At 66.0% G+C, this 21,830-nt stretch carries 21 protein-coding genes; 8 read left to right on the top strand and 13 right to left on the bottom strand.

Features of this window, described 5'->3' with window-relative positions:
* Positions 1 to 5: 5 nt before the first annotated feature.
* Entirely contained in the window at positions 6 to 1,619 is a 1,614-nt protein-coding gene (locus ACHL_RS01705) for a peptide chain release factor 3 (protein ID WP_015935573.1), read from the bottom strand.
* A 141-nt stretch (positions 1,620 to 1,760) separates the two neighbouring features.
* On the opposite strand from ACHL_RS01705, the gene ACHL_RS01700 reads away from it, so the two are divergent.
* The 3 genes from ACHL_RS01700 to disA all read left to right on the top strand — a co-directional run bounded on the left by ACHL_RS01700 (position 1,761) and on the right by disA (position 3,904).
* Complete coding sequence (locus ACHL_RS01700) at positions 1,761 to 1,967, top strand: hypothetical protein (RefSeq protein WP_015935572.1); 207 nt, start codon at positions 1,761 to 1,763, stop codon at positions 1,965 to 1,967.
* Between the two features lie 104 nt (positions 1,968 to 2,071).
* The gene (locus tag ACHL_RS01695) at positions 2,072 to 2,563 is read left to right on the top strand and encodes a 2'-5' RNA ligase family protein (protein WP_015935571.1); all 492 of its coding nucleotides are present in this window, start codon (positions 2,072 to 2,074) and stop codon (positions 2,561 to 2,563) included.
* Between the two features lie 264 nt (positions 2,564 to 2,827).
* The gene (disA, locus tag ACHL_RS01690) at positions 2,828 to 3,904 is read left to right on the top strand and encodes a DNA integrity scanning diadenylate cyclase DisA (RefSeq protein WP_015935570.1); all 1,077 of its coding nucleotides are present in this window, start codon (positions 2,828 to 2,830) and stop codon (positions 3,902 to 3,904) included.
* A 67-nt stretch (positions 3,905 to 3,971) separates the two neighbouring features.
* On the opposite strand, the gene ACHL_RS01685 is transcribed toward disA, so the two are convergent.
* The gene (locus ACHL_RS01685; RefSeq protein WP_043793685.1) at positions 3,972 to 4,661 is read right to left on the bottom strand and encodes a hypothetical protein; all 690 of its coding nucleotides are present in this window, start codon (positions 4,659 to 4,661) and stop codon (positions 3,972 to 3,974) included.
* Positions 4,662 to 4,857: 196 nt separating this feature from the next.
* On the opposite strand from ACHL_RS01685, the gene ACHL_RS01680 reads away from it, so the two are divergent.
* From ACHL_RS01680 to ACHL_RS01670, 3 genes are all read left to right on the top strand, one after another.
* Complete coding sequence (locus ACHL_RS01680) at positions 4,858 to 5,784, top strand: HhH-GPD family protein (protein ID WP_015935568.1); 927 nt, start codon at positions 4,858 to 4,860, stop codon at positions 5,782 to 5,784.
* 50 nt (positions 5,785 to 5,834) lie between these two features.
* Positions 5,835 to 6,266, top strand: coding sequence for a DUF3592 domain-containing protein (locus ACHL_RS01675; protein ID WP_015935567.1), 432 nt, complete (start codon positions 5,835 to 5,837; stop codon positions 6,264 to 6,266).
* A gap of 104 nt (positions 6,267 to 6,370) precedes the next feature.
* Positions 6,371 to 6,859, top strand: a complete 489-nt coding sequence (locus ACHL_RS01670) for a hypothetical protein (RefSeq protein ID WP_015935566.1) — start codon at positions 6,371 to 6,373, stop codon at positions 6,857 to 6,859.
* A 71-nt stretch (positions 6,860 to 6,930) separates the two neighbouring features.
* Here ACHL_RS01670 and ACHL_RS24430 read toward each other — a convergent pair whose 3' ends face one another.
* The 10 genes from ACHL_RS24430 to lysS all read right to left on the bottom strand — a co-directional run bounded on the left by ACHL_RS24430 (position 6,931) and on the right by lysS (position 18,321).
* The gene (locus tag ACHL_RS24430) at positions 6,931 to 7,098 is read right to left on the bottom strand and encodes a hypothetical protein (protein WP_015935565.1); all 168 of its coding nucleotides are present in this window, start codon (positions 7,096 to 7,098) and stop codon (positions 6,931 to 6,933) included.
* A gap of 88 nt (positions 7,099 to 7,186) precedes the next feature.
* Entirely contained in the window at positions 7,187 to 7,879 is a 693-nt protein-coding gene (gene dhaM, locus ACHL_RS01665) for a dihydroxyacetone kinase phosphoryl donor subunit DhaM (RefSeq protein ID WP_015935564.1), read from the bottom strand.
* Positions 7,876 to 8,508 (bottom strand): dihydroxyacetone kinase subunit DhaL, encoded by a 633-nt coding sequence (gene dhaL / locus ACHL_RS01660; RefSeq protein ID WP_015935563.1) that lies wholly within the window; start codon positions 8,506 to 8,508, stop codon positions 7,876 to 7,878. The genes dhaM and dhaL overlap by 4 nt, the downstream gene beginning before the upstream one ends.
* 2 nt (positions 8,509 to 8,510) lie before the next feature.
* Positions 8,511 to 9,512 carry a dihydroxyacetone kinase subunit DhaK gene (dhaK, locus tag ACHL_RS01655; protein WP_015935562.1) on the bottom strand — a complete coding sequence of 334 codons (1,002 nt, stop codon included), beginning with the start codon at positions 9,510 to 9,512 and terminating at the stop codon, positions 8,511 to 8,513.
* 292 nt (positions 9,513 to 9,804) lie between these two features.
* A complete protein-coding gene (locus tag ACHL_RS01650; RefSeq protein WP_015935561.1) occupies positions 9,805 to 10,314 on the bottom strand; it encodes an amino-acid N-acetyltransferase in 510 nt (169 codons plus the stop codon).
* 297 nt (positions 10,315 to 10,611) lie between these two features.
* Positions 10,612 to 12,765 carry a S9 family peptidase gene (locus ACHL_RS01645; RefSeq protein ID WP_015935560.1) on the bottom strand — a complete coding sequence of 718 codons (2,154 nt, stop codon included), beginning with the start codon at positions 12,763 to 12,765 and terminating at the stop codon, positions 10,612 to 10,614.
* A gap of 357 nt (positions 12,766 to 13,122) precedes the next feature.
* Entirely contained in the window at positions 13,123 to 15,615 is a 2,493-nt protein-coding gene (locus tag ACHL_RS01640) for an ATP-dependent Clp protease ATP-binding subunit (protein ID WP_015935559.1), read from the bottom strand.
* A gap of 513 nt (positions 15,616 to 16,128) precedes the next feature.
* Positions 16,129 to 16,464, bottom strand: a complete 336-nt coding sequence (locus ACHL_RS01635) for a histone-like nucleoid-structuring protein Lsr2 (protein WP_015935558.1) — start codon at positions 16,462 to 16,464, stop codon at positions 16,129 to 16,131.
* 142 nt (positions 16,465 to 16,606) lie between these two features.
* Positions 16,607 to 16,780 carry a hypothetical protein gene (locus tag ACHL_RS24425; protein ID WP_015935557.1) on the bottom strand — a complete coding sequence of 58 codons (174 nt, stop codon included), beginning with the start codon at positions 16,778 to 16,780 and terminating at the stop codon, positions 16,607 to 16,609.
* A 2-nt stretch (positions 16,781 to 16,782) separates the two neighbouring features.
* The gene (gene lysS / locus ACHL_RS01630) at positions 16,783 to 18,321 is read right to left on the bottom strand and encodes a lysine--tRNA ligase (protein ID WP_015935556.1); all 1,539 of its coding nucleotides are present in this window, start codon (positions 18,319 to 18,321) and stop codon (positions 16,783 to 16,785) included.
* A 68-nt stretch (positions 18,322 to 18,389) separates the two neighbouring features.
* Here lysS and ACHL_RS01625 point away from each other — a divergent pair, with 68 nt between their 5' ends.
* The gene (locus tag ACHL_RS01625; RefSeq protein ID WP_015935555.1) at positions 18,390 to 19,244 is read left to right on the top strand and encodes an alpha/beta fold hydrolase; all 855 of its coding nucleotides are present in this window, start codon (positions 18,390 to 18,392) and stop codon (positions 19,242 to 19,244) included.
* Positions 19,245 to 19,344: 100 nt separating this feature from the next.
* On the top strand, positions 19,345 to 20,181 hold the full coding sequence (locus tag ACHL_RS01620) for an alpha/beta fold hydrolase (protein ID WP_015935554.1): 837 nt from the start codon (positions 19,345 to 19,347) through the stop codon (positions 20,179 to 20,181).
* 62 nt (positions 20,182 to 20,243) lie between these two features.
* Here the strand turns inward: ACHL_RS01620 and ACHL_RS01615 are convergent, their stop codons facing one another.
* Positions 20,244 to 21,716, bottom strand: coding sequence for a DHA2 family efflux MFS transporter permease subunit (locus ACHL_RS01615; RefSeq protein WP_015935553.1), 1,473 nt, complete (start codon positions 21,714 to 21,716; stop codon positions 20,244 to 20,246).
* Positions 21,717 to 21,830: the final 114 nt, after the last annotated feature.

Here is a 21,830-nt window from a genome sequence, read left to right as displayed (position 1 = left end):
TGCCCTTACTTTGCGGGGTTGTGCGTGCCGATGGGCACCAGGGTCAGGTCCGGGTGGTTCTTTTCGATCCGGCGCAGGGCCCAGACATCGTTGAACAGGGCGAGGTATTCGCCGTCGGACCGCAGGAGCACCTCCGCGCCCGGAACGTTGGCCAGCGCGGGCATGGCGTCAGCCGTCGAGATCCTGGCCAGCGAGTACGGCAGGCGTTCCAGCCGCATGGGGGCGCTGAAGTCGTGCGCCATCCGGTCCTCCACCACCTCGAACTGCATGGGGCCGACGGCGGCGAGCACCGGCGCCTGGTCACCGCGGACGTCGGAGCGGAGCACCTGGATGACGCCCTCGTGCTCGAGCTGTTCGATGCCGCGGCGGAACTGCTTGAACTTGCTGGGGTCCTTGGAACGGGCCACCTGGAAGTGTTCCGGGGCGAAGAGCGGGATGGCCGGGTATTCCACGGAGTCTTCGAGGAACAGGCTGTCCCCCACGCGCAGGGAGGAGGCGTTGACCAGTCCCACCACGTCGCCGGGGTACGCCTCGTCGATGACTTCGCGTTCGCGGCCGAACACCTGCTGCGCGTACTTGGTGGCGAAGGACTTGCCGGTGCGGGTCTGGGTGACCACCATGCCGCGCTCGAAAACGCCGGAGCAGACGCGGATGAAGGCCACATGGTCGCGGTGGGCTTTGTTCATGCCGGCCTGGACCTTGAACACGAAGCCGGAGAACGGGGATTCGACGGGGCGGGGGCTGCCGTCCACATCGGGGCGGGGCGCCGCGGGCGGGGCGAAGTCCACCAGCGCGTCCAGCAGCTCCTTAACGCCGAAGTTGAGCGCGGCGGAGCTGAACAGGATGGGCGTTGCCTTGCCGGCGTGGAAGGCGTCGACGTCGAACTCCAGGTTGGACTCGATGACCAGTCCGGCTTCGTCAACGGCGTCGGTCCAGTTGCTGCCCTGGCTTTCGGCGGCTTCCTCCGGCGTGAAGTACTCGGTCAGGGCGATCTGGGCGCCGGCGTTGTTGCGCTGGAACCGGGCGAACCGGTCGTTGCGAAGGTCCCAGACACCGCGGAAGTCACCGGAGATACCCACGGCCCAGGTCAGCGGCATGGGCTGCAGGCCGGTGCGTTCGGTGATCTCGTCCATCAGCGCCAGGGCGTCCAGGCCGGGCCGGTCCCACTTGTTGATGACGGTGATGATGGGCAGGTTCCGCTGCTTGCAGACCTCGAAAAGCTTCATGGTCTGGGTTTCCAGGCCCTTGGCGGCGTCCACCAGCATCACGGCGCAGTCCACGGCGGCCAGCACGCGGTAGGTGTCCTCGGAGAAGTCGGCGTGGCCGGGGGTGTCCAGGAGGTTGATGACCGTGTCCCGGTAGGAGAACTGCAGGGCAGCGGAGCTGATGGAGATGCCGCGGTCCTTCTCCATCTGCATCCAGTCCGAGACCGTTTCCTTGCGGTTGGCCTTGCCGCTGGAGGCGCCGGCGGTGCCGATCACCTTGGCGTGCAGGGCGAGGGCTTCCGTGAGGGTGGACTTGCCGGCGTCGGGGTGGGAGATGACGGCGAAGGTCCTGCGGCGGCCCGCTTCCTTGTGAATCTCATTGATCCGGGCGGGGGTCAGGACATCTTGGGACACGGTGCTACTTTCGCTGCGGTTGCGGCTGGATGAAGCCAAAGTCCAATTTTATCGCAGGCCCGCAAACCGGCGCTGGTCCGCTTAACGCCCGCGAAACCGGCAGTTCAAGGCAGCGAAACGAGGGCCCGCTACCGTGGCGGCATGACGACGCCGGGCAACCCCTTCCACGATCCCTTCGCCTCCAGCAGTGCTCCTGCCAGGATGCAAGAGCACAGTACAGGCCAGGGCGACGCCGGGCCGCACCCAAAGGGCGTCCAGTCGGCGGCCGAATTGAAGGCACTCCGGGCAGCATCGCTCGCCAGGGTCAGCAAGGACCTTGAGCGGATGCTCCGGGTCAGGGCGCGCTGAAGCTGGCTTTCCCTTTCCCCTATGGCCTTTCCTGACCGGCTGTCCGCGTCGGTCTTCGGCTTCGGGATCACGCGGTTTGCCTGCCGGAAAGGCATGATGGGTGGATGCGCAGCATAGAGCTGGTGTTCGACGACGATACCGAGTCCGCCGTCAGGGCCGACTGGGTGCGGCTCGCCGAGGCCGGCCTTCCGAGCCTTGCCGGCCATACCGGTGCCAGCAACCGGCCGCACCTCACGCTCGCGGCCGGGGCGGAACTCTTCGTGCCGCCTCTTCACGCCTTTGAGGGGGCGCTTCCCCTGAGCGTCGACTTCTCGGGCGTGCAGGTCTTTGCAGCCGGGCGGGACAAATATGTCCTGGCCCGGTCCGTTGTCCTGACCACCCCGCTCCGCAAAGTGCACCAGCGCCTGCACCGGGAGATCGGCGGCGCCGTCCCCCAAACCCTCCCGGGGGCCTGGACGCCGCACGTCACCCTGGCCCGGCGGCTTACGGGTGAACAGCTGGGCAAGGCCATGGATCTTTTGGATCTCCGGCTCGGCGGGACCATCGTGGCTGCCCGGTTGTGGGACAGCACCACTAGATCGGTCACCGGGCTCTGATTTCCTTTCGCGGTAGCAGCCGGGCTCCATCAACCTGCCTCCCCGCGGCTAAAGTGCATGGTTCGCGGACTGCGGCGCAGGGCGGGCCAGGGCATTTCCGGCACACCCCCAACGGTGCACTTTGGGGCTTGCCCATGCGGAATTTCGGAGTGGTTGCCCCTATCATTGTGCTTGCGGGAAAATGAGTACTTTTGATCCGGCCGGAGAAACAGGGATGCCGGTATTCTTGCGGGGTTTCTGCCCGCACCTTTGAAGGGAAAACTTATGGCGCGGAGCCCCGAAGAATCACTCAGGGCAACTCTGGGCAGGGTGGCCCCCGGTACTCCCCTCAGAGACGGCCTCGAACGCATCCTCCGCGGCCGCACCGGTGCACTGATCGTGCTCGGCTCGGACCGCACCGTCGATTCGATCTGTTCCGGCGGCTTTGACATCGGCATCGAGTTCTCGCCGACGCGGCTGCGTGAACTGGCCAAGATGGACGGCGCCATCATCTGCGACAAGGACGCCGGCAACATTTTGCGCGCGGCCGTCCAGCTGGTTCCCGATTCCAGCATCGAAACCCAGGAATCCGGAACCCGCCACCGCACTGCCGAGCGCGTCGCCATCCAGACGGGCGTTCCCGTGGTGTCCGTCAGCCAGTCCATGCAGATCATCGCCCTGTACGTCAACGGCCTGCGGCACGTGCTGGAGGGCTCCGAGAAAGTCCTGGCGCGCGCCAACCAGGCCCTGGCCACGCTGGAACGCTACCGCGCCCGGCTGGACCAGGTCACCAGCTCCCTGTCCGCCTTGGAAATCGAGGCGATGGTCACCGTCCGGGACGTTGCCGTGACACTCCAGCGGCAGGAAATGGTCCGCCGGATCTCGGAGGAAATCTCGCAGTACGTGCTCGAACTGGGCGAAGACGGCCGGCTCCTCTCACTGCAGCTCGACGAGCTGACTGTGGGCCGCGGGCCGGGCAGTGACGTCATCATCCGCGATTACGCCGGCCCGGACGCCTCCCCCGAGGACATCGACAAGGCCGTCAGCGCCCTCCTGAACCTGGGCCCCACCGAGCTGATCGACCTTGGCAAAATCTCCGGGATCATCGGCTTCGCCGGCGGCGTGGACACGCTGGACGCCATCGTCCAGCCCCGCGGCTACCGCCTGCTCTCCGGGCTGAAGGCCGTACCCAAGGCCGTGGCGGACCGGCTGGTGGACCACTTCGGCGGGCTGCAGTTCCTGATGGCCGCCACCATAGATGACCTGATGACCGTTGACGGCATTGGCGACCAGCGCGCACGGACTGTCCGCGAGGGCCTCAGCCGGATGGCCGAAGCCAGCCTGCTGGACCGCTTCCTCTAAATTCGCGCGATCCGATGGCAAGGCCTCGCAGGCTGCCCGGACGGGCAATGACCGGCCCCCGGGGAGCCTAGTTCAGCTGGAATACAGCTTTCGGGCTGGCTTTGGAACCGAGTTTGGCGGTGAAAATGTAGTAGGCCCCGCCGGATCCGGGCTTTGCCGCCACAGCCTGGCATCCCTCTACGGTCCGGTTCCGCTGCCACGTGAAATTGGCTGTTTCGCTGGCACCGGGCGCCAGGGTCTTTTCCAGGTCCTCGCTGGCAGCCTGGCAGTCCTTGGACGAAAAGACCCGGTCAGCGCCGCTGGTCACCAGGAACTCCATTTGCGAGGTCCCCAGGTTCACCTCGCAAGCCACAGTGCCGCCGTTGGTCACCTTCAGCGTGAGCCGCGGGTTTTCGCCGTCGCCGTAGGCCGCCTTGTCCGTTGAGGCCGAGATGGTCACGAGGTTCTGGTTGCAGCCGGGGGTGGCGGACGGCGTTGGCGTCGCCGATGCGGAGGGAGCGGCCGACGGCGGGGCCGAAGCTTCGGGGGATGCGGCCGGCGCGGCGGTGGTGGGCACGGTGGAAGAGGCCTGCTGGGAGGCTCCCCCGAGTACCCCCGAGATGGCAAAACCGGTGATCACCAAGGCGATAACCATCAGCAGCGCGCCGCCAACGAACAGCCTGCGGCGCCGGTACACGGCCGGGCTGGCCTTCGGGACACCGCTGGAGCCCGGTGCCATTGCCTTGCCGCGTGCTGGTGAATTGCCTTGCCTGACCATCCTCCTAGGCTAGGGAAAGTCCACGGTTCTGCGGCACCACCACGCCGCCGGCAGCCCATCGCTCTGGTCACAACGCGGGCCAGGCGCGGTTTTCCGGTGCGCGAAGGGCATCCATTACAGTGTTGGCATCGATACTCAAGCCCTTCCCGCAGCAGCTCCTTCCGGAACGCCGCCAGCCCCCGGCCACCCCGATCATGTGGAGTTCCTGCACCGCAGGATCACCGGCTGGTTTGCCGAAACCGCCCGGGACCTGCCCTGGCGGGACCCTGGATGCGGAGCCTGGGGCGTGCTGGTCAGCGAGATCATGCTGCAGCAGACCCCTGTGGTGCGGGTGCTCCCTGTCTGGGAGGAATGGCTGAAACGCTGGCCCACCCCGGCGGGCCTGGCTGCCGAACCAGCAGGCGAGGCAGTCCGGAACTGGGGCAGGCTGGGATATCCGCGGCGGGCCCTCCGGCTTCACGCTGCGGCAACGGCCATCGTCGAAAACCACAACGGCAGGGTCCCGGATACCTACACCGAACTGCTGGCCCTGCCCGGAGTGGGCAGTTACACGGCAGCAGCCGTGGCCGCCTTCGCGTACGGCCGCCGGGAAACCGTGGTGGACACCAATATCCGCCGGGTACACGCCCGGCTGGTGGCAGGCGCCGCGCTTCCGGCGCCTGCCCTGACCGCCGCGGAGATGCGCCTTGCCGCGTCGCTGTTGCCGGACGACGACGCCGCCTCCGTGCGCTGGAACGCTGCGGTCATGGAACTGGGCGCCCTGGTCTGCACTGCGCGTGCGCCGAAGTGCGCCGACTGCCCGGTGAAGGATTCCTGTGCGTGGCGCGCTGCAGGTGAGCCGCCGCCGTCGTACGTCCCCAAGGGCCAGGCCTGGCACGGAACCGACCGGCAGGTCCGCGGAGCCGTCATGGCAGTCCTGCGCCTGGCTGATGCCCCGGTGCCCGCCGAGATGTTCCTGCAGCCGCCGGCGGACCTGGGCTTTGCCCCGGAGGGGATCGGTGTCCCGCTCGCGGCGCTGCACCGGCTTAATTCCGCGCCGGAGCAACTGGAGCGTGCCATGTCCGGGCTGCTCACGGATGGCCTGGCGGAGATTCACGACGGCGGTTACCGGCTTCCCGCCTAAGCGCCGTCGGCGGGGTGGCATACTTCTTGGTGACTGGAACCGGGGGAACCTTGAGAATCATTCTTTACATCGTGTGGGCCCTGTTCGTTGTGGCCGCTGCCTTCGCCATGGTCCATGCCATCCGTAAGACCAGGCGCCAAGAGCAGCTGATGGCCAGCTGGCCAAAGGTGCAGGCCACCGTCACCGGCAGTGTGGCCGGTTGGACAAGCGGCGGAGGAGGCTCCAGCCGCAGCCGCCGGTTCTTCCCCACCTACCAGTTCACGGACCCGCGCGGCACCCTGTTCATGGGCAAGTCCGAGATCTCCACAGCTGCGGTACCGGCCCCCGGGTCCTTGATCGAAGTGGCCTACAATCCGGGCGACCCCAACGAATCGCTCCAGGTTTCCTCCGCGCCCCGGACCACGCTGGGCTGCCTGGTGCCGTTCTTTGCCGTGTTCGCCGTCGCCCTGTTCTGGTTCATCAGCGTCTTCCCGCTGGGCTGAGGAAGGTTTCCTTACGGCTGTCAGAACGTTGTCGGCCATAACAATGCCGGCGTCACTTTCCCGGCGAGGGCGCCGCGCGACCCCGGTGGTCCTACGCTGAAAACATGCGTACGCGGGGACTGCTCTTGGCGCTGATGACGACGGCGGGACTCACCGCAGGCTGCGGGCCCGGGGCGGTTGCCTGCCCGGCCATCGCGCAGGCCACGGCTGTTTCCGTGACCGTCGCGGCGGACTACGCGCCCCTGGTCGGCACGCTCCACGTGAAGGCGTGCCAGGACGGCACCTGCAAGGAGGGCCCGGTTGAGCTGGCTCCCGGCAGTGCCAGCATCGACCAGGGCTGCACGCCGGATGGCGTCTGTTCTGCCACGGCCTCGCCGGACGGGACCAAGGTGGGAATGCTGATGCTGGACACTCTTACCGAATCGGTCATGACGGTCACAGCCTCCGGGACGGGCGCGGACGGTTCGGCGTTGCCGGTCCGGACTCTTGAGTTCCGGCCCCGCGCGGACTACCCGTTTGGCGAACAGTGCGGCAAGTTCATCTCGGCGTCGGTGACACTTGACGCAGCGGGCCTCCGCGATGCACAGGGCTAGGGCAGTCTCCCCGTGCTGGCAGCAACCTGGGACAGTGCAGGCTAGAACAGTGCGGGCTGCGGAATTGCAGGCTAAAACAGTGCAGGCTGGCTGAACTGCCCGCCTGCAGGCTGGCCAGGATCGCCCACATATTGGGGGCGCCATTCGAAGCCGAGGTCCGCCAGCAGCTCTTCCACCGTGGTCTGCCCGTCCAGCACTTCGATTGCCGGGGAGTTGTCTTCGGGGTGGAGCTGTTCCATGCCATCGAGCTTATTTGCAGGAACAGGCGGGCAGTTGCGGACACACCGGACTGCTCCGATTGTGGCCAGCCGCACGCGGGGTGCCGGCTCAGGGTTCGCCGAAACCGGCCTGGACCAGGCCCCCAACGTAGTTCACCGCCCGTTCCGCATCGGCACCCCAGGCCTCCACGTGCAGCACGGATCCTTTCCCGGCGGCCAGCGTCATCAGCGCCGTCATGGATGCCCCGTCCACCCCGTTGACCGTAACATCCGCCGCCAGGGACGAAAGCCCTCCGGCGATCTTGGCGGCAGGCCGGGCATGCATGCCTGCCTGGTTGATGAGCTCAAAGTCACCCGTGAAATCGGGGCCCCGCCCGGTAACCGATCCTTCCTCCACCGTCTGCCGCCCGGATTCGATGTGCTGGGCAGGACCACGGACCGCCTCAGCTGCGCGCCTGACGCCGTCGACGTCTGCTCCGCCCTGGGCAGCGACGGACGCCGCCACCAGTCCTTCCACGAGGGGGGCGTCTGCCAGCAGGAACTTCTCCGGATCGTCCACGAACTCCAGCGCAGACTCCGCGGTCATCACGGCGGAACCAAGATCTGCGAGGATCACCGCGCCGTCACCGCCGGCGGCTTTGTCCAAGGCGGCCATGACCTTTTCCAGGCTGGTGCCGATCCTGCCGTCGCCGGTGCCGCCGGCTGCCAGGATCGAGACGTTGGGTGCCATTTGGGCGGCAAGTTCCACGGCGCCGTCGGCAATCTTTTCGCTATGGGAAACCACCACAATGCTGACTGTCACGCAGCAGCCCCCACGGCGGCGCGCAGGATCAGCGCGCTGGATACCGCACCGGGGTCGCGGTGGCCGGCGCTGCGCTCTCCGAGGTAGCTCGCCCGGCCTTTCCGTGCCACGAGCGGATCGGTGGCCACCGCCCCGGCTTCGGCAGCCTCTGCGGCGGCAACCAGGACCGCCAGGACGTCGGAACTTCCGCCATCGGCAGCGGCCCGGGCAGCGTCAACGGCCGGGGTCCACGCATCAACCATGGTCTTGTCCCCGGGTTCGGCCTTGCCCCGGGCCACTATGCCATCACGGGCGGCAGCAAGCGCTGCCGCCCAGGCCCCGGGATCGATCTCGGCAGAGTCGCCCAAGGATGTTGCGGCGCGGAGGAAGGCCGTGCCGTAGAGGGGGCCGGCGGCGCCGCCTACCTTGGACATCAGCGTCATGGCCGTGAGCTTCATGGCCGCTCCGGGGGTCTCCGGCGCCCCCTCGTCCAGCTTGGCCACCACCGCCTGGAACCCGCGGTCCATATTCTCGCCGTGATCGGAATCGCCGATGGCCCGGTCCAGCTCAATCAGCTCCACGCGGTGTTCAGCCATGGCCTCAGCGCACAGATTGAGCCACCTCACCGCCCATGCGGCATCCAGCACCATGGTCAGGCGCCCCAGCGGAGGGCGGCGGTGTGGACGGGCGCATCCCACAGTTCGGTCAGCTCATCATCCAGCCGCAGCACGGAGATGGAGCAACCCTGCATCTCGAGGGCGGTGATGTAGTTGCCCACCAGGGAACGCTCAACGGTGGCGCCTTTGTCCTTCAGGACCTGGACGGCGCGGCGGTACACGATGTAGAGCTCACTCTGCGGCGTCCCGCCCATGCCGTTGACGAAAAGGAGCACCTTGTCCCCCGAGCCGATGTTCAGGTCCGCCAGGACGGGCTCCAGCAGCCGGTCCGTGATGCCGTCCGCATTTTCGAGCGGAATGCGGTGGCGGCCAGGCTCACCGTGGATGCCGATGCCGATTTCGATTTCATCGTCCGCGAGGTCGAAGCTCGGCTGGCCGGCGTGCGGCACGGTGCAGGCGGACAGCGCCACGCCCATGGTCCGGACGTTGGCGTTGACCCGTTCACCGATGGAGGCCACGTCGTCGAGGCTGTCACCGCGTTCCGCGGCCGCACCGGCAATCTTTTCCACCAGCACGGTACCGCCCACACCCCGCCGGCCCGCCGTGTACAGGGAGTCCTCCACGGCAACGTCGTCGTTGACCAGGACGGTGCGGACGCTGACGCCTTCGGCTTCGGCCAGTTCGGCCGCGGTCTCGAAGTTGAGGACGTCGCCGGTGTAGTTCTTGACGATATGAACCACGCCGGCGCCTGAGTTTACGGCCAGGGTGGCCGGAAGGATCTGGTCCGGCGTGGGTGAGGTAAACACCGCCCCGGGCACGGCGGCGTCGAGCATTCCCTTGCCCACGTATCCGGCGTGCAGTGGCTCGTGCCCGCTGCCTCCTCCGGAAACCAGGCCTACCTTGCCGTTCACGGGCGCGTCCTTGCGCGTGATGTACGTGGGATCTTCGTTGATCGTGACGAGGTCTGCGTGGGCGAGGCCGAAGCCCTGCACGGATTCCGCGACTACGGATTTGGGATCGTTGATGAGTTTCTTCATGGCGGTGCTCCTGGCTGTGCTGTGCTTGCTGCGCACATGGAGGTTGACAATCCCGACCCTACTACCGGCCGGAGGGGCTGCGGTAGGGCTCAATCCGCTGCAGACGCAGAAAAGGGACAGCCCCCAATGACTGTCCCTTTTCGTGGGCCCCCAAACCCGGCCGCCAACAGTTTATCCATCAATTCGAGTAAAAGGAAGTGCAGGTCAGCAGGAAATTTAGTGTTTTCTTGCTTCGCGCAGGCGTGTTCGTCGCCCGGAGGATGCCGCAGGCCCGCGGAGGGCGGGAATCCTTCTAAAGGAACCGAATCATCCGGGTGTTGCCCAGGGTGTTCGGCTTCACGCGGGCCAGGTCAAGGAACTCCGCCACGCCTTCGTCATGGGAGCGGAGGAGCTCCGAATAGACCACGGGATCCACGGCCGACTGGTCAGCCATGACCTCGAAGCCATGGCGCTTGAAGAAGTCCACCTCGAAGGTGAGGCAGAAAACCCGGGCCACCCCGAGCGCGCGGGCCTCCTCCAGCAGTCGTTCCACCAGGACGTGCCCCACGCCCTTGCCGCGCCAGTCCCCCGAGGCTGCCAGCGTGCGGACCTCGGCCAGGTCCTCCCACATGACGTGGAGCGCCCCGCAGCCGATCACCTCGCCGTCGTCCGACTCGGCGATCTTGAACTCCTGGAGGCTCTCGTAGTACGCCACCGTCTCCTTCGCCATCAGGATGCGCTCCTCTGCCAGCGGTGCCACCAGTTTCTTGATGGCGGAAACGTCGCTGGTACGGGCAGGGCGGATATGGAAGGCGTCAGTCACAGGTTCAATCCTACGAGGCGGGGCGGCTGCGCTGCAGGTTGGGCGTTCCGGTGCCGGAGCCATTTGCCGCTTGCTGCTCCTCCATCCCCACTGGCACCCCTTGCCTCGCAAGCTCGGCCAGGAACCCTGCCAGCGTGGGCCCTATGCAAGCTACACAAATAGCTCCGGCACCTTCACTTCGCTAAAAGGTGCGCCACCCACACGCGGCGGCGGTCAGGCATGTGTGTAGGCGCCGTCAGAGCGACGAAGGCGCAGGCGCCGGCAAATGCCTCGGCCGACGGCGCGAAGCCAACCAGCCTAGAGGCCCAGTTCGGGCGGCAGGTCCAGGTCCTGGCCCAGTACGTTCTTGGCGAGGAAGCTTTCGACGACGCCGTACCAGATCTTGGCGTGCTGCGGCTGCAGGATCCAGTGGTTCTCGTCCGGGAAGTACAGGAACCGGTGGGCGGTCTGGCCGTCCTGGTCCGCCGCAAGCTTTGACTTGGACAAGAGCTCGTACCAGAGCCGCAGGCCTTCGCCGATGGGGACCCGGTAATCCTTGTCCCCATGGATCACCAGCATGGGCGTACTGATCTTCTCCGCGTGCAGGTGCGGCGAGTTTTCCAGCGCCATTTCCTCGGTCATTTCCTTCAGCCAGTACTGCGAGGCATCCGTGGTGGGGCCGAACTGGTCCAGCGCCCACAGGCTGGCATGGGTGACCACCGCTTTGAAACGGTCCGTGTTGCCCGCAACCCAGTTGGCCATGTAGCCGCCGAACGATCCGCCCATGGCAGCCGTCCTCGTCTCGTCAACGTCCGGCCTGTCCACGGCTGCGTCCGAGACAGCCATGAGGTCCGTGAAAGGCGTCTTGCCCCACGCGCCCCAGCCGCGCTGGATGAAGGCCTGCCCGTAGCCCGTAGACAGCGCCGGGTCCGGCAGCAGCACCGCGTAACCCCTGGCTGTCAGCAGCCACGGGTTCCACCGCCACGTCCAGGCGTTCCACGAACCCAGGGGCCCTCCGTGGATCCACAGCAGCAACGGCGCCGGGTCGTCTGCCGACGCACCCTCCGGCAGGGCCAGGTAGGCAGGGACACGCGAACCGTCCGGCGCGGTGGCCGCGATGCGCTCCAGCCTGCCCGGGCATGACGGCCGTTCAGCCGGCGCGGGCAGCCGCGTGGTCTCCCCCGTCGCCAGGTCGATCCGCACGGCTTCGGCGGGAAATTCGTAGGAGCTCCGCAGGGCGTAGGCGTACCGTCCTTCCGGGGAAACAACGACGTCGGAGTAGGCCGCGGCGTCCTGCGTCACCCTTGCGACGCCTACTTCAGCCGCAGCGGCCGGGACGCTGATCCGGAAAACCGGCGACGCGCCGTCGTCGTCCGCCGTCGCCAGCAGTGCGGAACCGTCGGGCAGCCAGGCGGCAGGCTTGGGCCAGCGGTCCCAATCGTGGGCGAGGGGCCGCAGCCCTGCGGCACTCTCCGCCGCCCCGTCCGCGGCGTCGGCGGCATTTCCCGCACTGCCCGAAACGTCGAGCAGGTGCAGTTTAATTTCAGGCGCCTGCTGCGGTGTGGAATCGCTCTCGCTGACCACCACCAGGGTCCGGCCGTCAGGGCTGACCGGGCCCGGGAAATAGCTCATCCCCTCATGGTCGAGCAACACCTTGAGGCTGCCCGATGCGACATCCACCGCCACCAGCACCGAACGGCTGTCCGCCTTGGCCAGCGGCTTTGTGTAGCTGCTGTAGACCGTCCGGCCGTCGGGGCTGACCACGGTGTCAGCTTCACGGAGCCTCGGCCCGGCGTCGGGCGTCAGGTTGCGGAGGGCCAGCGGCGCCGCTGCGTCCACGGTTCCCGGCTTGCCCCAGGCCTGGTCCTCCCCTGGCTCCACGGCGAAGATCCGCGGCTGGGCGGGCCCCAGGTCGGCATCCCAGTAGCGCACCGGGTACTCGCTGTGCAGGATGGCTGACACCTTCTTGTCCTTGCGGGACTTGCGGCGTTCGGCGTCGTCCTCCTCATCGGCGGAGCCGGCCAGGACGTCGGCGGCCACGAACGTTGCATCGGCATTCCGGGCCGTCATCACCCGGCTGACGCCGCCCGGCCTGCTCAGCACCACGCGGGCCTCGCCGCCATCGGCCGGAAGAAGCCAGAGTGCGTTGACGGGCTCTTCCTCAGGGCTGTCCGGATCGGGGCGTGCGGACGTGAAATAGACATCGCCGTTGGCGGCGAACGCCGCTCCAGCCTCGCCCTTGGCACTGCGGGTGATGCGCCTGGCATGCTTCTGGCCCTTCGGGTCCAGTTCCCACAGCGCTGTGGCGAACTCGGTGCCCTTGCCGTTCAGGGTGCTGACCGTGGTGACCAGACGGGTTCCGTCTGGACTCAGGGCCAGGCCGCCCACACGCGGGATGGACAGGTAGTGGTCAAGGTCGTGGAAAGGGGTCAGCGGTTGCTCGTCCGGGATCGCCGGATTCTGGTTAGCCATGCTCCCGATTCAACACGCTTTGTGCCGCCCGTCACAAACCTTCCGAAGCCGACACGCTAGTTGGTTGGCTGGGGATGGGCCGGGGCGCGCCACCACCGGCGCCATTTGCCGCTTGCTGCTCGTTTCCTCGCTTTGACGCAAGCTACACAAATGACCCCGGCGCCTGCGCTTCGCCTAGCGCCCACCAACGCACGAGGTGGCGGGCATCAGGGATTTATGTAGGCGCCGTCAAAGCGACGGAGGAGCAGGCGCCGGGAAATCTCTGATGGCCGTCACCGGACTCAACCACGGACGGTGGGTTTAACCAGGAAAGCCCCGCCGCTCCTTTGTGGAGTGGCGGGGCTTACGCTGTGGAACTTAGACGCTCGGGGCGATTTCCGGGATGCGCGGCTTGGCGTTGCCGGCGAAGGTGAACTTCGCGTCGTCGCCTTCGCCCTCGACGTCCACTACGACGATGTCGCCGGGGTGGATCTCGCCGAACAGGATCTTCTCGGACAGCTGGTCTTCGATCTCGCGCTGGATGGTCCGGCGCAACGGCCGGGCACCCATGGCGGGGTCGTAACCGCGGGTAGCCAGGAGTACCTTGGCGGCCGAGGTCAGCTCGATGCCCATGTCCTTGTCCTTGAGCCGCTTCTCGAGGCGGGTCACGAACAGGTCCACGATCTCGATGATCTCGTCCTGGGTCAGCTGCGGGAACACCACGACGTCGTCAACACGGTTGAGGAACTCGGGGCGGAAGTGCTGCTTGAGTTCCTCCGTGACGCGGGCACGCATGCGGTTGTAACCGGTCTGCGTGTCGGTGCCGGACTGGAAGCCTGTGGCGACACTCTTGGAGATGTCCCGGGTACCGAGGTTGGTGGTCATGATGATCACGGTGTTCTTGAAGTCCACTACCCGGCCCTGGGAGTCGGTCAGGCGGCCGTCTTCCAGGATCTGCAGCAGCGAGTTGAAGAGGTCCGCGTGGGCCTTTTCCACTTCGTCGAACAGCACCACAGAGAACGGACGGCGGCGGACCTTCTCGGTCAGCTGGCCACCCTCTTCGTAGCCCACGTAGCCCGGAGGGGCACCGAAGAGCCGCGAAACGGTGTGCTTCTCGGAGTACTCGGACATGTCCAGGGTGATGAGGGCATCCTCTTCACCAAACAGGAACTCCGCGAGTGCCTTGGCGAGTTCGGTCTTGCCGACGCCGGTGGGGCCGGCGAAGATGAACGAGCCACCGGGACGCTTGGGGTCCTTGAGCCCTGCACGGGTGCGGCGGATGGCCTGGGAGAGTGCCTTGATGGCCTCGTCCTGGCCGACGACGCGCTTGTGCAGTTCGTCTTCCATCTTGAGCAGGCGCGAGGATTCTTCCTCGGTCAGCTTGAAGACGGGGATGCCGGTGGAGTTGGCCAGCACCTCGGCGATGAGGTCTTCATCCACCTCGGAGATGTCGTCCATGCCGCCGGACTTCCAGTGCCGTTCCTTCTCCGACCGCTCGGAGATCATCTTCTGCTCCTTGTCGCGGAGCGCGGCAGCGCCTTCGAAGTCCTGGGCGTCGATGGCGGATTCCTTCTCCATCTTCAGCTTGGCGATGCGCTCGTCCATGGCCTTGAGCTCCGGCGGAGCGGTCATGCGGCGGATGCGCAGGCGGGCGCCGGCCTCATCGATCAGGTCGATGGCCTTGTCCGGCAGGAAGCGGTCCGAAATGTAGCGCTCGGCCAGGCTGGCAGCGGAGGCCAGTGCGCCGTCGGTGATGGTGACGCGGTGGTGTGCCTCGTAGCGGTCACGCAGGCCCTTGAGGATCTCGATGGCGTGCGCCACGGAGGGTTCCTTGACCTGGATCGGCTGGAAGCGGCGCTCCAGGGCGGCGTCCTTCTCGATGTGCTTGCGGTACTCGTCCAGCGTGGTGGCACCGATGGTCTGCAGCTCGCCGCGGGCCAGCATGGGCTTCAGGATCGAAGCCGCATCGATGGCACCTTCGGCAGCGCCGGCACCCACCAGGGTGTGGATCTCATCGATGAACAGGATGATGTCGCCACGGGTGCGGATCTCCTTGAGGACCTTTTTCAGGCGCTCTTCGAAGTCACCGCGGTAGCGGGAACCGGCCACCAGCGAACCGAGGTCCAGGGTGTAGAGCTGCTTGTCCTTGATGGTCTCCGGGACGTCGCCACGGACGATCGCCTGGGCCAGGCCTTCGACGACGGCCGTCTTGCCGACTCCGGGTTCGCCGATGAGGACGGGGTTGTTCTTGGTGCGGCGGGAGAGGACCTGCATGACGCGTTCCATCTCCTGCTCGCGCCCGATGACGGGGTCCAGCTTGTTCTCGCGGGCAGCCTGGGTGAGGTTGCGGCCGAACTGGTCCAGGACCACCGAACCTGCGGGGGCGCCCTCGGGCTGTCCGCCGCCGACGCCTGCGCCGGTGGTTTCCTTGCCCTGGTAGCCGGAGAGGAGCTGGATGACCTGCTGGCGGACACGGTTGAGATCGGCGCCCAGCTTCACCAGGACCTGGGCGGCTACGCCCTCACCCTCGCGGATCAGGCCGAGCAGGATGTGCTCGGTGCCGATGTAGTTGTGGCCCAGCTGGAGGGCCTCGCGCAGCGAGAGCTCCAGTACTTTCTTGGCGCGGGGCGTGAAGGGGATGTGACCGGAGGGAGCCTGCTGGCCCTGACCGATGATCTCCTGCACCTGCTCGCGAACGCCGTCGAGCGAAATGCTCAAAGACTCAAGAGCTTTGGCGGCAACGCCTTCACCTTCGTGGATCAGACCCAGAAGGATGTGTTCGGTACCGATGTAATTGTGGTTCAGCATGCGTGCCTCTTCTTGGGCAAGCACAACTACGCGACGGGCACGGTCCGTAAATCGCTCAAACATTTCGCCACACTCCTAGCTACGACGTACTTTGATGCTACGTGGCTGGCCCAATCTTGTGGAGCGTGTTCGCCACAGGGGAAACCCACAAGCTTTTCAGGGGTTGACCCAAGGTTGGTTGGGCAGCATCTGCAGGTGGATCCGCCCGCAGAGTCCCCGTTACTGAAAGACCCCATTGGCCGCAGCCCGAATAAGAGCCGTGGCTGGTGAAGAACAAACCGATCTTCAGCGCCCGCCGAACATTTAGCCAAACGAATCCGGCGTTTAGGCAGTTGGTGTTTGCCCGGGTTCCGGCGCCTGCCGTGGGGCTAAACGACATTCCGGGGCCGAGCGGCACACGGACACTATTCCCTAACAGCAGTGCCGGAGCTGACCCGGCGCCTTGAGGGGCTTAACGGTTCCAGGCCGCCCGTGGTGAATGGCAGTTGCCGCGTCCCCGCCCGGGCAACTCCGCCAACAAACAAAGCCCTGTTCCCCGGTAACGGGGAACAGGGCTTAACCAGGGTCCTGCCGCAGCTAGGAATTGGCCTTTTGGTAGGCTTCCTGGATTTCCGCCTGAATTCGGCCGCGGCTGTTAACGGTGTAGCCGTTATCCCGCGCCCACTGGCGGATCTGTGCCGAATCGTGGCTGCGGCCGCTCCCTGCGGGAGCTTTCGCCTTGGCGGCCGCGCGGCCGCCTGAGGACTTGCGTGCAGCGCCAACATAGCGCTCAAGCGAAGACCGGAGTTCGGTGGCGTTGGCCGCCGAAAGATCAATCTCGTAGTTGACCCCGTCGAGGCCAAACTTTACATTCTCGTCTGCGGATCCCCCATCCAGATCATCAACGAGGATGATGTTTACTTTCTGTGCCATTTAGAGTCTTCCTTTTGCTGGAAAGTTTCGGTGTTCAGAAAAGCAGGATGTTTCCCAAAGAAAATTATCTCCCTTTTTATGCCAATGCGTCAAAGCGGCAAATGGCCTGTGGGGATAACAGGGGGCAGATTGGGGGTTTTATCTAATTTTGACCGGTATCCGGGCGGTCACCGAGGTCCGCCCGGGCATCAGCTTCGGCCTGCGCGCGGGCTTCAGCCTGGCGTTCAGATTTATCAGCATTAAAGACGGCCTTCATTGCAAACCAGAACAACAGGCCTACAACAAGGGATGGAAGCAGGACTGCTACGTACTCCATGGTCAGTGCCCTTCAGGCTTAAGGAGGGGGAAAAGGATGGTTTCCCGGATTCCGGCGCCGGTGAACAGCATCACCAGGCGGTCGATGCCCAGGCCGATGCCGCCCATGGGCGGGGCACCGTACTCGAGCGCGCGGAGGAAGTCCTCGTCCAGCTGCATTGCTTCGTCGTCGCCGGCGGCGGCGTGGCGTGACTGCTCGGTGAGACGCTCGCGCTGGATTACCGGGTCGATCAGCTCGGAGAACGCGGTGCCCCGCTCCATGCCGCCGATGATGAGGTCCCAGGCCTCAATAAGGCGCCCGTCCTCGCGGTGCGGGCGGGCCAGAGGCTGGGCGGAGGGCGGGTAGTCGTAGACAAAGGTGGGGTTCAGCAGCGTGGGCTCGACGATCTCGCCGAACAGTTCCACCACCGTCTTCTCGGCGTCCCACTTGGGGTCCACCTTCACCTCATGCTTGGCGGCAATATCGCGAAGCACCTCTAGCGGAGTGTCCGGCGTGATTTCCTGGCCAACGGCGTCGGACAAGCCCGGGTAGACGGCCAGCCAGGCCCAGTCGCCGTCGAGGTTGATCTCCCCGGCCTCGGTCTGGACGGTGCGGCCGGCACCCACGGCGTCGGCGGCGTCGAGGATGATCTCCTTGATGCGCTCTGCCATGACGAACTGGTCCGCCCAGGCCTCGTAGCACTCGAGGGTGGTGAACTCGGGGCTGTGAGTGGAGTCAACGCCCTCGTTGCGGAAGACGCGGCCCATGTCGTAAACGCGGTCGATGCCGCCCACCACGGCGCGCTTGAGGTACAGCTCGGTGGCGATCCGCAGGGTCATCTTCTGGTCGAAAGCGTTCATGTGCGTCTCGAAGGGCCGCGCCAGGGCACCGCCGTGGACCAGCTGGAGGATGGGCGTCTCCACCTCGACGTACCGGTGGCGGAACAACGTTTCGCGGATGGAACGCGTGATCGCGGCGCGCGTGTAGACCATTTCACGGGCTTCGTCGCGGACCATCAGGTCCACGTAGCGCTGGCGGACGCGGGTTTCCTCGTTCAGTTCCGCGTGCAGCACGGGCAGCGGGCGGAGTGCCTTGGAAGCCATGCCCCACGATTCGGCCATGACGGAGAGCTCACCGCGGCGGGAGGAGATGACCTCGCCCTTGATGAACACGTGGTCGCCGAGGTCAACCAGGGCCTTCCAGTCGGCCAGGGCTTCCTCACCCACGTTGGCGAGGCTCAGCATGGCCTGCAGGCGGGTTCCCTTGCCGTCGGTGCCGCCCTCCTGGAGGGTGGCGAAGCAGAGCTTGCCGGTGTTGCGGACGAACACCACGCGGCCGGTGACACCTACAACGTCTCCGGTGGTTTCGTCAGCCTCCAGGTGCGCGTACTTCTCGCGGACTTCCGCCAGGGAGTGCGTGCGCTCCACACCCACCGGGTACGCCTCGGCGCCGCGCTCGAGGAGTTTGGCGCGCTTTTCCATGCGGATGCGCATCTGCTCGCTGGCGTCGAGCGGCTCGGGGGCGTTCTTGGGAGTGGGGGTGTTTTGGGAAGTCACAATCATCAAGTTTACCGGGCATTACAAAACCGGGCTTTCAGCTCACCCGAAGCCATGCACCCTACGATGGGCTGGTGAAAGAACAGGTCCTTCCCACGCACGACGGCGGCCGCCTGGCCTTGTACAGCTACGGCACCGAGGATGCGCCCGGGGAGAAAAGGGTGGTGCTGATCGGCGGGGCCTTCCTCACCGCCCTGATCTACCGCCCATTCTCGATCGCGCTGGCCAAAGGCCTGGGTGAGGGATGGGCCGTGGACGTCTATGACCGCAGAGGCCGCGGCAGTTCATCACCGCAGCCACCGGGCTATTCGATGGCCACGGAGATCGAGGATGTCCGCACCGTGATGGACGCCACCGGTGCACGCAACATCCTGGGCCACAGCCTGGGCGGTTCGGTGGCACTGAATGCCGTCCAGGAATTCACCGGAACCGGGTACGTCCCTGACAAGCTGGCCGTTTACGACGCAGCGGTGAACATCGACGGCAGCATCGACATCAAGTGGCTGGACGGGTTCGAGAAGGCCGTCAATGACGGCAAGGTGGGGCATGCGCTGGCCCACATGAAGAAGGCCACCAGCCCGGGATCGGCCATGGCCAGAATCCCGGAGCCTGTGCTGGCCGGGCTGATGGCGGTCCTGTCGCGGACCAAGGTCAACAAAGTCTTCCGCCAGGTCATGCCCAGCGGCGTGGGTGAACTGCGGGCCGCGTACAACGAAAAGGACCATGCGCGAGACTTCAGTGTGCTGCCGGCCGGTACGCACTTCATGGCGGGAGGGAAGAGCCCGAGCTACTACAAGGTGACGGCGCAGCGCCTGCACGCAGCGGTCCCGGGCAGCACCTTCGAGCTTTCGCCCAAGTGCTTCCACGGTTCCATCCCGGCCGCCGTCAAGGAACTGGTGGCGGATATCTCGGCGTACTTCACGGCCTGAGGCGGGTGGCCGTCGACGCGGGCACTGGGCCACCCCTCGGCCAACATTCGATGCCGGCGGCGTTGTGTCCGTGGCCAGGTTGCTCGGATAGGCTCAGACCATGACGCGAGAGAACATCAGGACCCCCGACGGCGGCACTCTGGAGCTCTTTACCACCGGCGCCGACCTTGCTTCCGGCGGCTCAGGGGTGGTGATCGTGCCGCCCTCCATGGTGACCGCAGCGGACTATACCAAGTTCGCGCAGAAACTCAGTGCTGCACTGGGCCGGCCGGTGCATACGTTCAACCGCCGTGGCCGGGGTTCGTCCTCGCCGCAGCCGGAGGATTACACCCTGGACGTGGACATCCGCGACCTTGACGCCGTCATGAAGCACACGTCCAGCACTGACGTTTTCGGCCACAGCTTCGGCGGAGCTGTGGCACTGCACGCAGCCCGGACGCTGCCGGTGGAACGGCTGGCTGTCTACGATCCCGCGGTGTCCGTCAACCAGTCCGTCAAGGCCGACTGGATTGGCGAGTACGAGACAGCCATCGCTGCCGGCGACGATGACCGCGCCCTCGCAGTCATCCAGCGTGGACTGGAGGCGCCGGGTCCGCTGTCCTCCCGGATGCCGCTGTCCATGATGACGCTCGCCAACAAGCTGACCGCCGGGACATCAGAGGGCAAGCAGCAGCGCGAACTGATGCGCACCGGCGTCCGCGAAATCAAGGCCATCATCGCCGCGGACATGCCTGCCGAACCGTTCCTGGAACTGCCCCTCGAAACGCTGATTGTTGTGGGCGAGAAGAGCCCCGCCTACTTCGGTGTGGCGTGCGGCCAGATCCACGATGTCCTGTCCGGCTCCAGCTACACCATCCTCCCCGGCTTCGGGCACGACGGCGTCATCAAGGCTCCGGACAAGCTGGTCAAGGAATTGAGCGACTTCTACGCCGGCTGACTGCCACAAAAAGCCGTTGCCCCCGGAGGGAGCAACGGCTTTATTGTTGGGGCTGCAGGTGATTAGTGCGCCGGGCCGTGGCCCGAACCCTCGGTCTTGCGCATCATCGCGGAAAGTACGACGGCGGCGAAGGCTATGACGGTCGCCGTCATGAAGGCGGCGCTCATCCCGGCGACGAGTCCCGACGTCGCGCTCACCACGGAGAAGATGGACACCAGCAGCGCCGTGCCAGCAGCGCCGGCAACCTGCTGCGTGGTGCTCATGATTGCCGAGCCGTGCGAGTACAGGTGCGGCGGCAGCGGGTTCAGCCCCGTAGTGAACGCAGGCGTGAAGAGCAGCGCCAGGCCGAAACTCAACCCCACGTGCAAGGTGACGATCCACGCAACCGCTGTGCCGGCGTCGAGCATGGAGAACTGCCACAGCGTCACCACCATGAGGATGGATCCTGTGACGGTGAGCGGCAGCGGCCCCACCTTGTCGAACAGGCGGCCAATGACGGGGCCGAGGAGGCCCATGGCCAGGCCGCCCGGCAGCAGCGCCAAGCCGGTTTCCAGCGACCCGAGTCCGCGGACTTCCTGCAGGTACAGCGGCAGCAGGATCACGCCGCCGAACAGCGCCATCATGGCCACCACCATCAACAGGACGGAGACCGTGAACATGCGGAAGTTGAACGCCCGGAGGTCCAGCAGCGGAGCCTCGGCCTTCTGCAGGCGGACCTGGCGCAGCACGAAGACCGCCAGCGCGGCGACGCCGATGACCAGCGCGGCAACGGCACCTGCACTGGGACCGGCCTGACCGCCGTGGCCGCCGCCGATCTGGCTCAGACCGTAGACCAGCCCGCCGAAGGCCGGAACGGTCAGGAAGACGGACAGGAAGTCGAGCTTGGTCTTCTCGGTTTCGCCGATGTTCGTCAGGTACTTCGCGCCGATTGCCAGTGCGGCCAGCGCCACCGGAAGGACGAACACGAACATGAAGCGCCAGGTGAAGTGCTCAAGGATCAGTCCGGACACGGTGGGGCCCATGGCCGGCGCGACGGAGATGGCGATACTCACGTTGCCCATCACCGCGCCGCGCTTGGCCAGCGGAACAAGGGTGAGGATGGTGGTCATCAGCAGCGGCAGCATGATCGCCGTGCCGCCGGCCTGGACAATGCGTGCCAGCAGCAGGATCTCGAATCCGGGCGCGACGGCAGCCAGCGCGGTACCGCCGGCAAACAGTCCCATGGCAAGCATGAACACGGCGCGGGTGGAGAGGCTCTGCAGGATGAACCCGGTGGTCGGGATGACCACGGCCATGGTGAGCATGAAGCCGGTGGAGAGCCACTGCACGGTGGGGGCGTCCACCTGTAGGTCCACCATGAGGCGCTGCAGTGCCACGTTCATGATGGTTTCATTGAGGATCACCACGAAGGTGGCCACCAGCAGGGTGCTGATGATCGTCACCGATTCGCGGGACATTTTCTCCGGCACGGCGGGCTTGGTTCCTGCCGCCTGGGCCGGCTGGCCGTTGGCATTCGGAGATACTTCGGTAGACATGGGTGTTCCCTCAGGGAGAGTGGTGAGTGATGCGCGAACCTGGCCGCTGCAGATGCCAACACTCTACCGGCCGGAGTAATTCCTCCGCACGGAATCTTTTCCCAAACCCTGAGG

Source organism: Pseudarthrobacter chlorophenolicus A6, from assembly GCF_000022025.1.
Lineage (GTDB): Bacteria > Actinomycetota > Actinomycetes > Actinomycetales > Micrococcaceae > Arthrobacter > Arthrobacter chlorophenolicus.
Note: the sequence above shows the minus strand (reverse complement) of the source record. Positions and strands in the feature narration are given on the sequence as shown.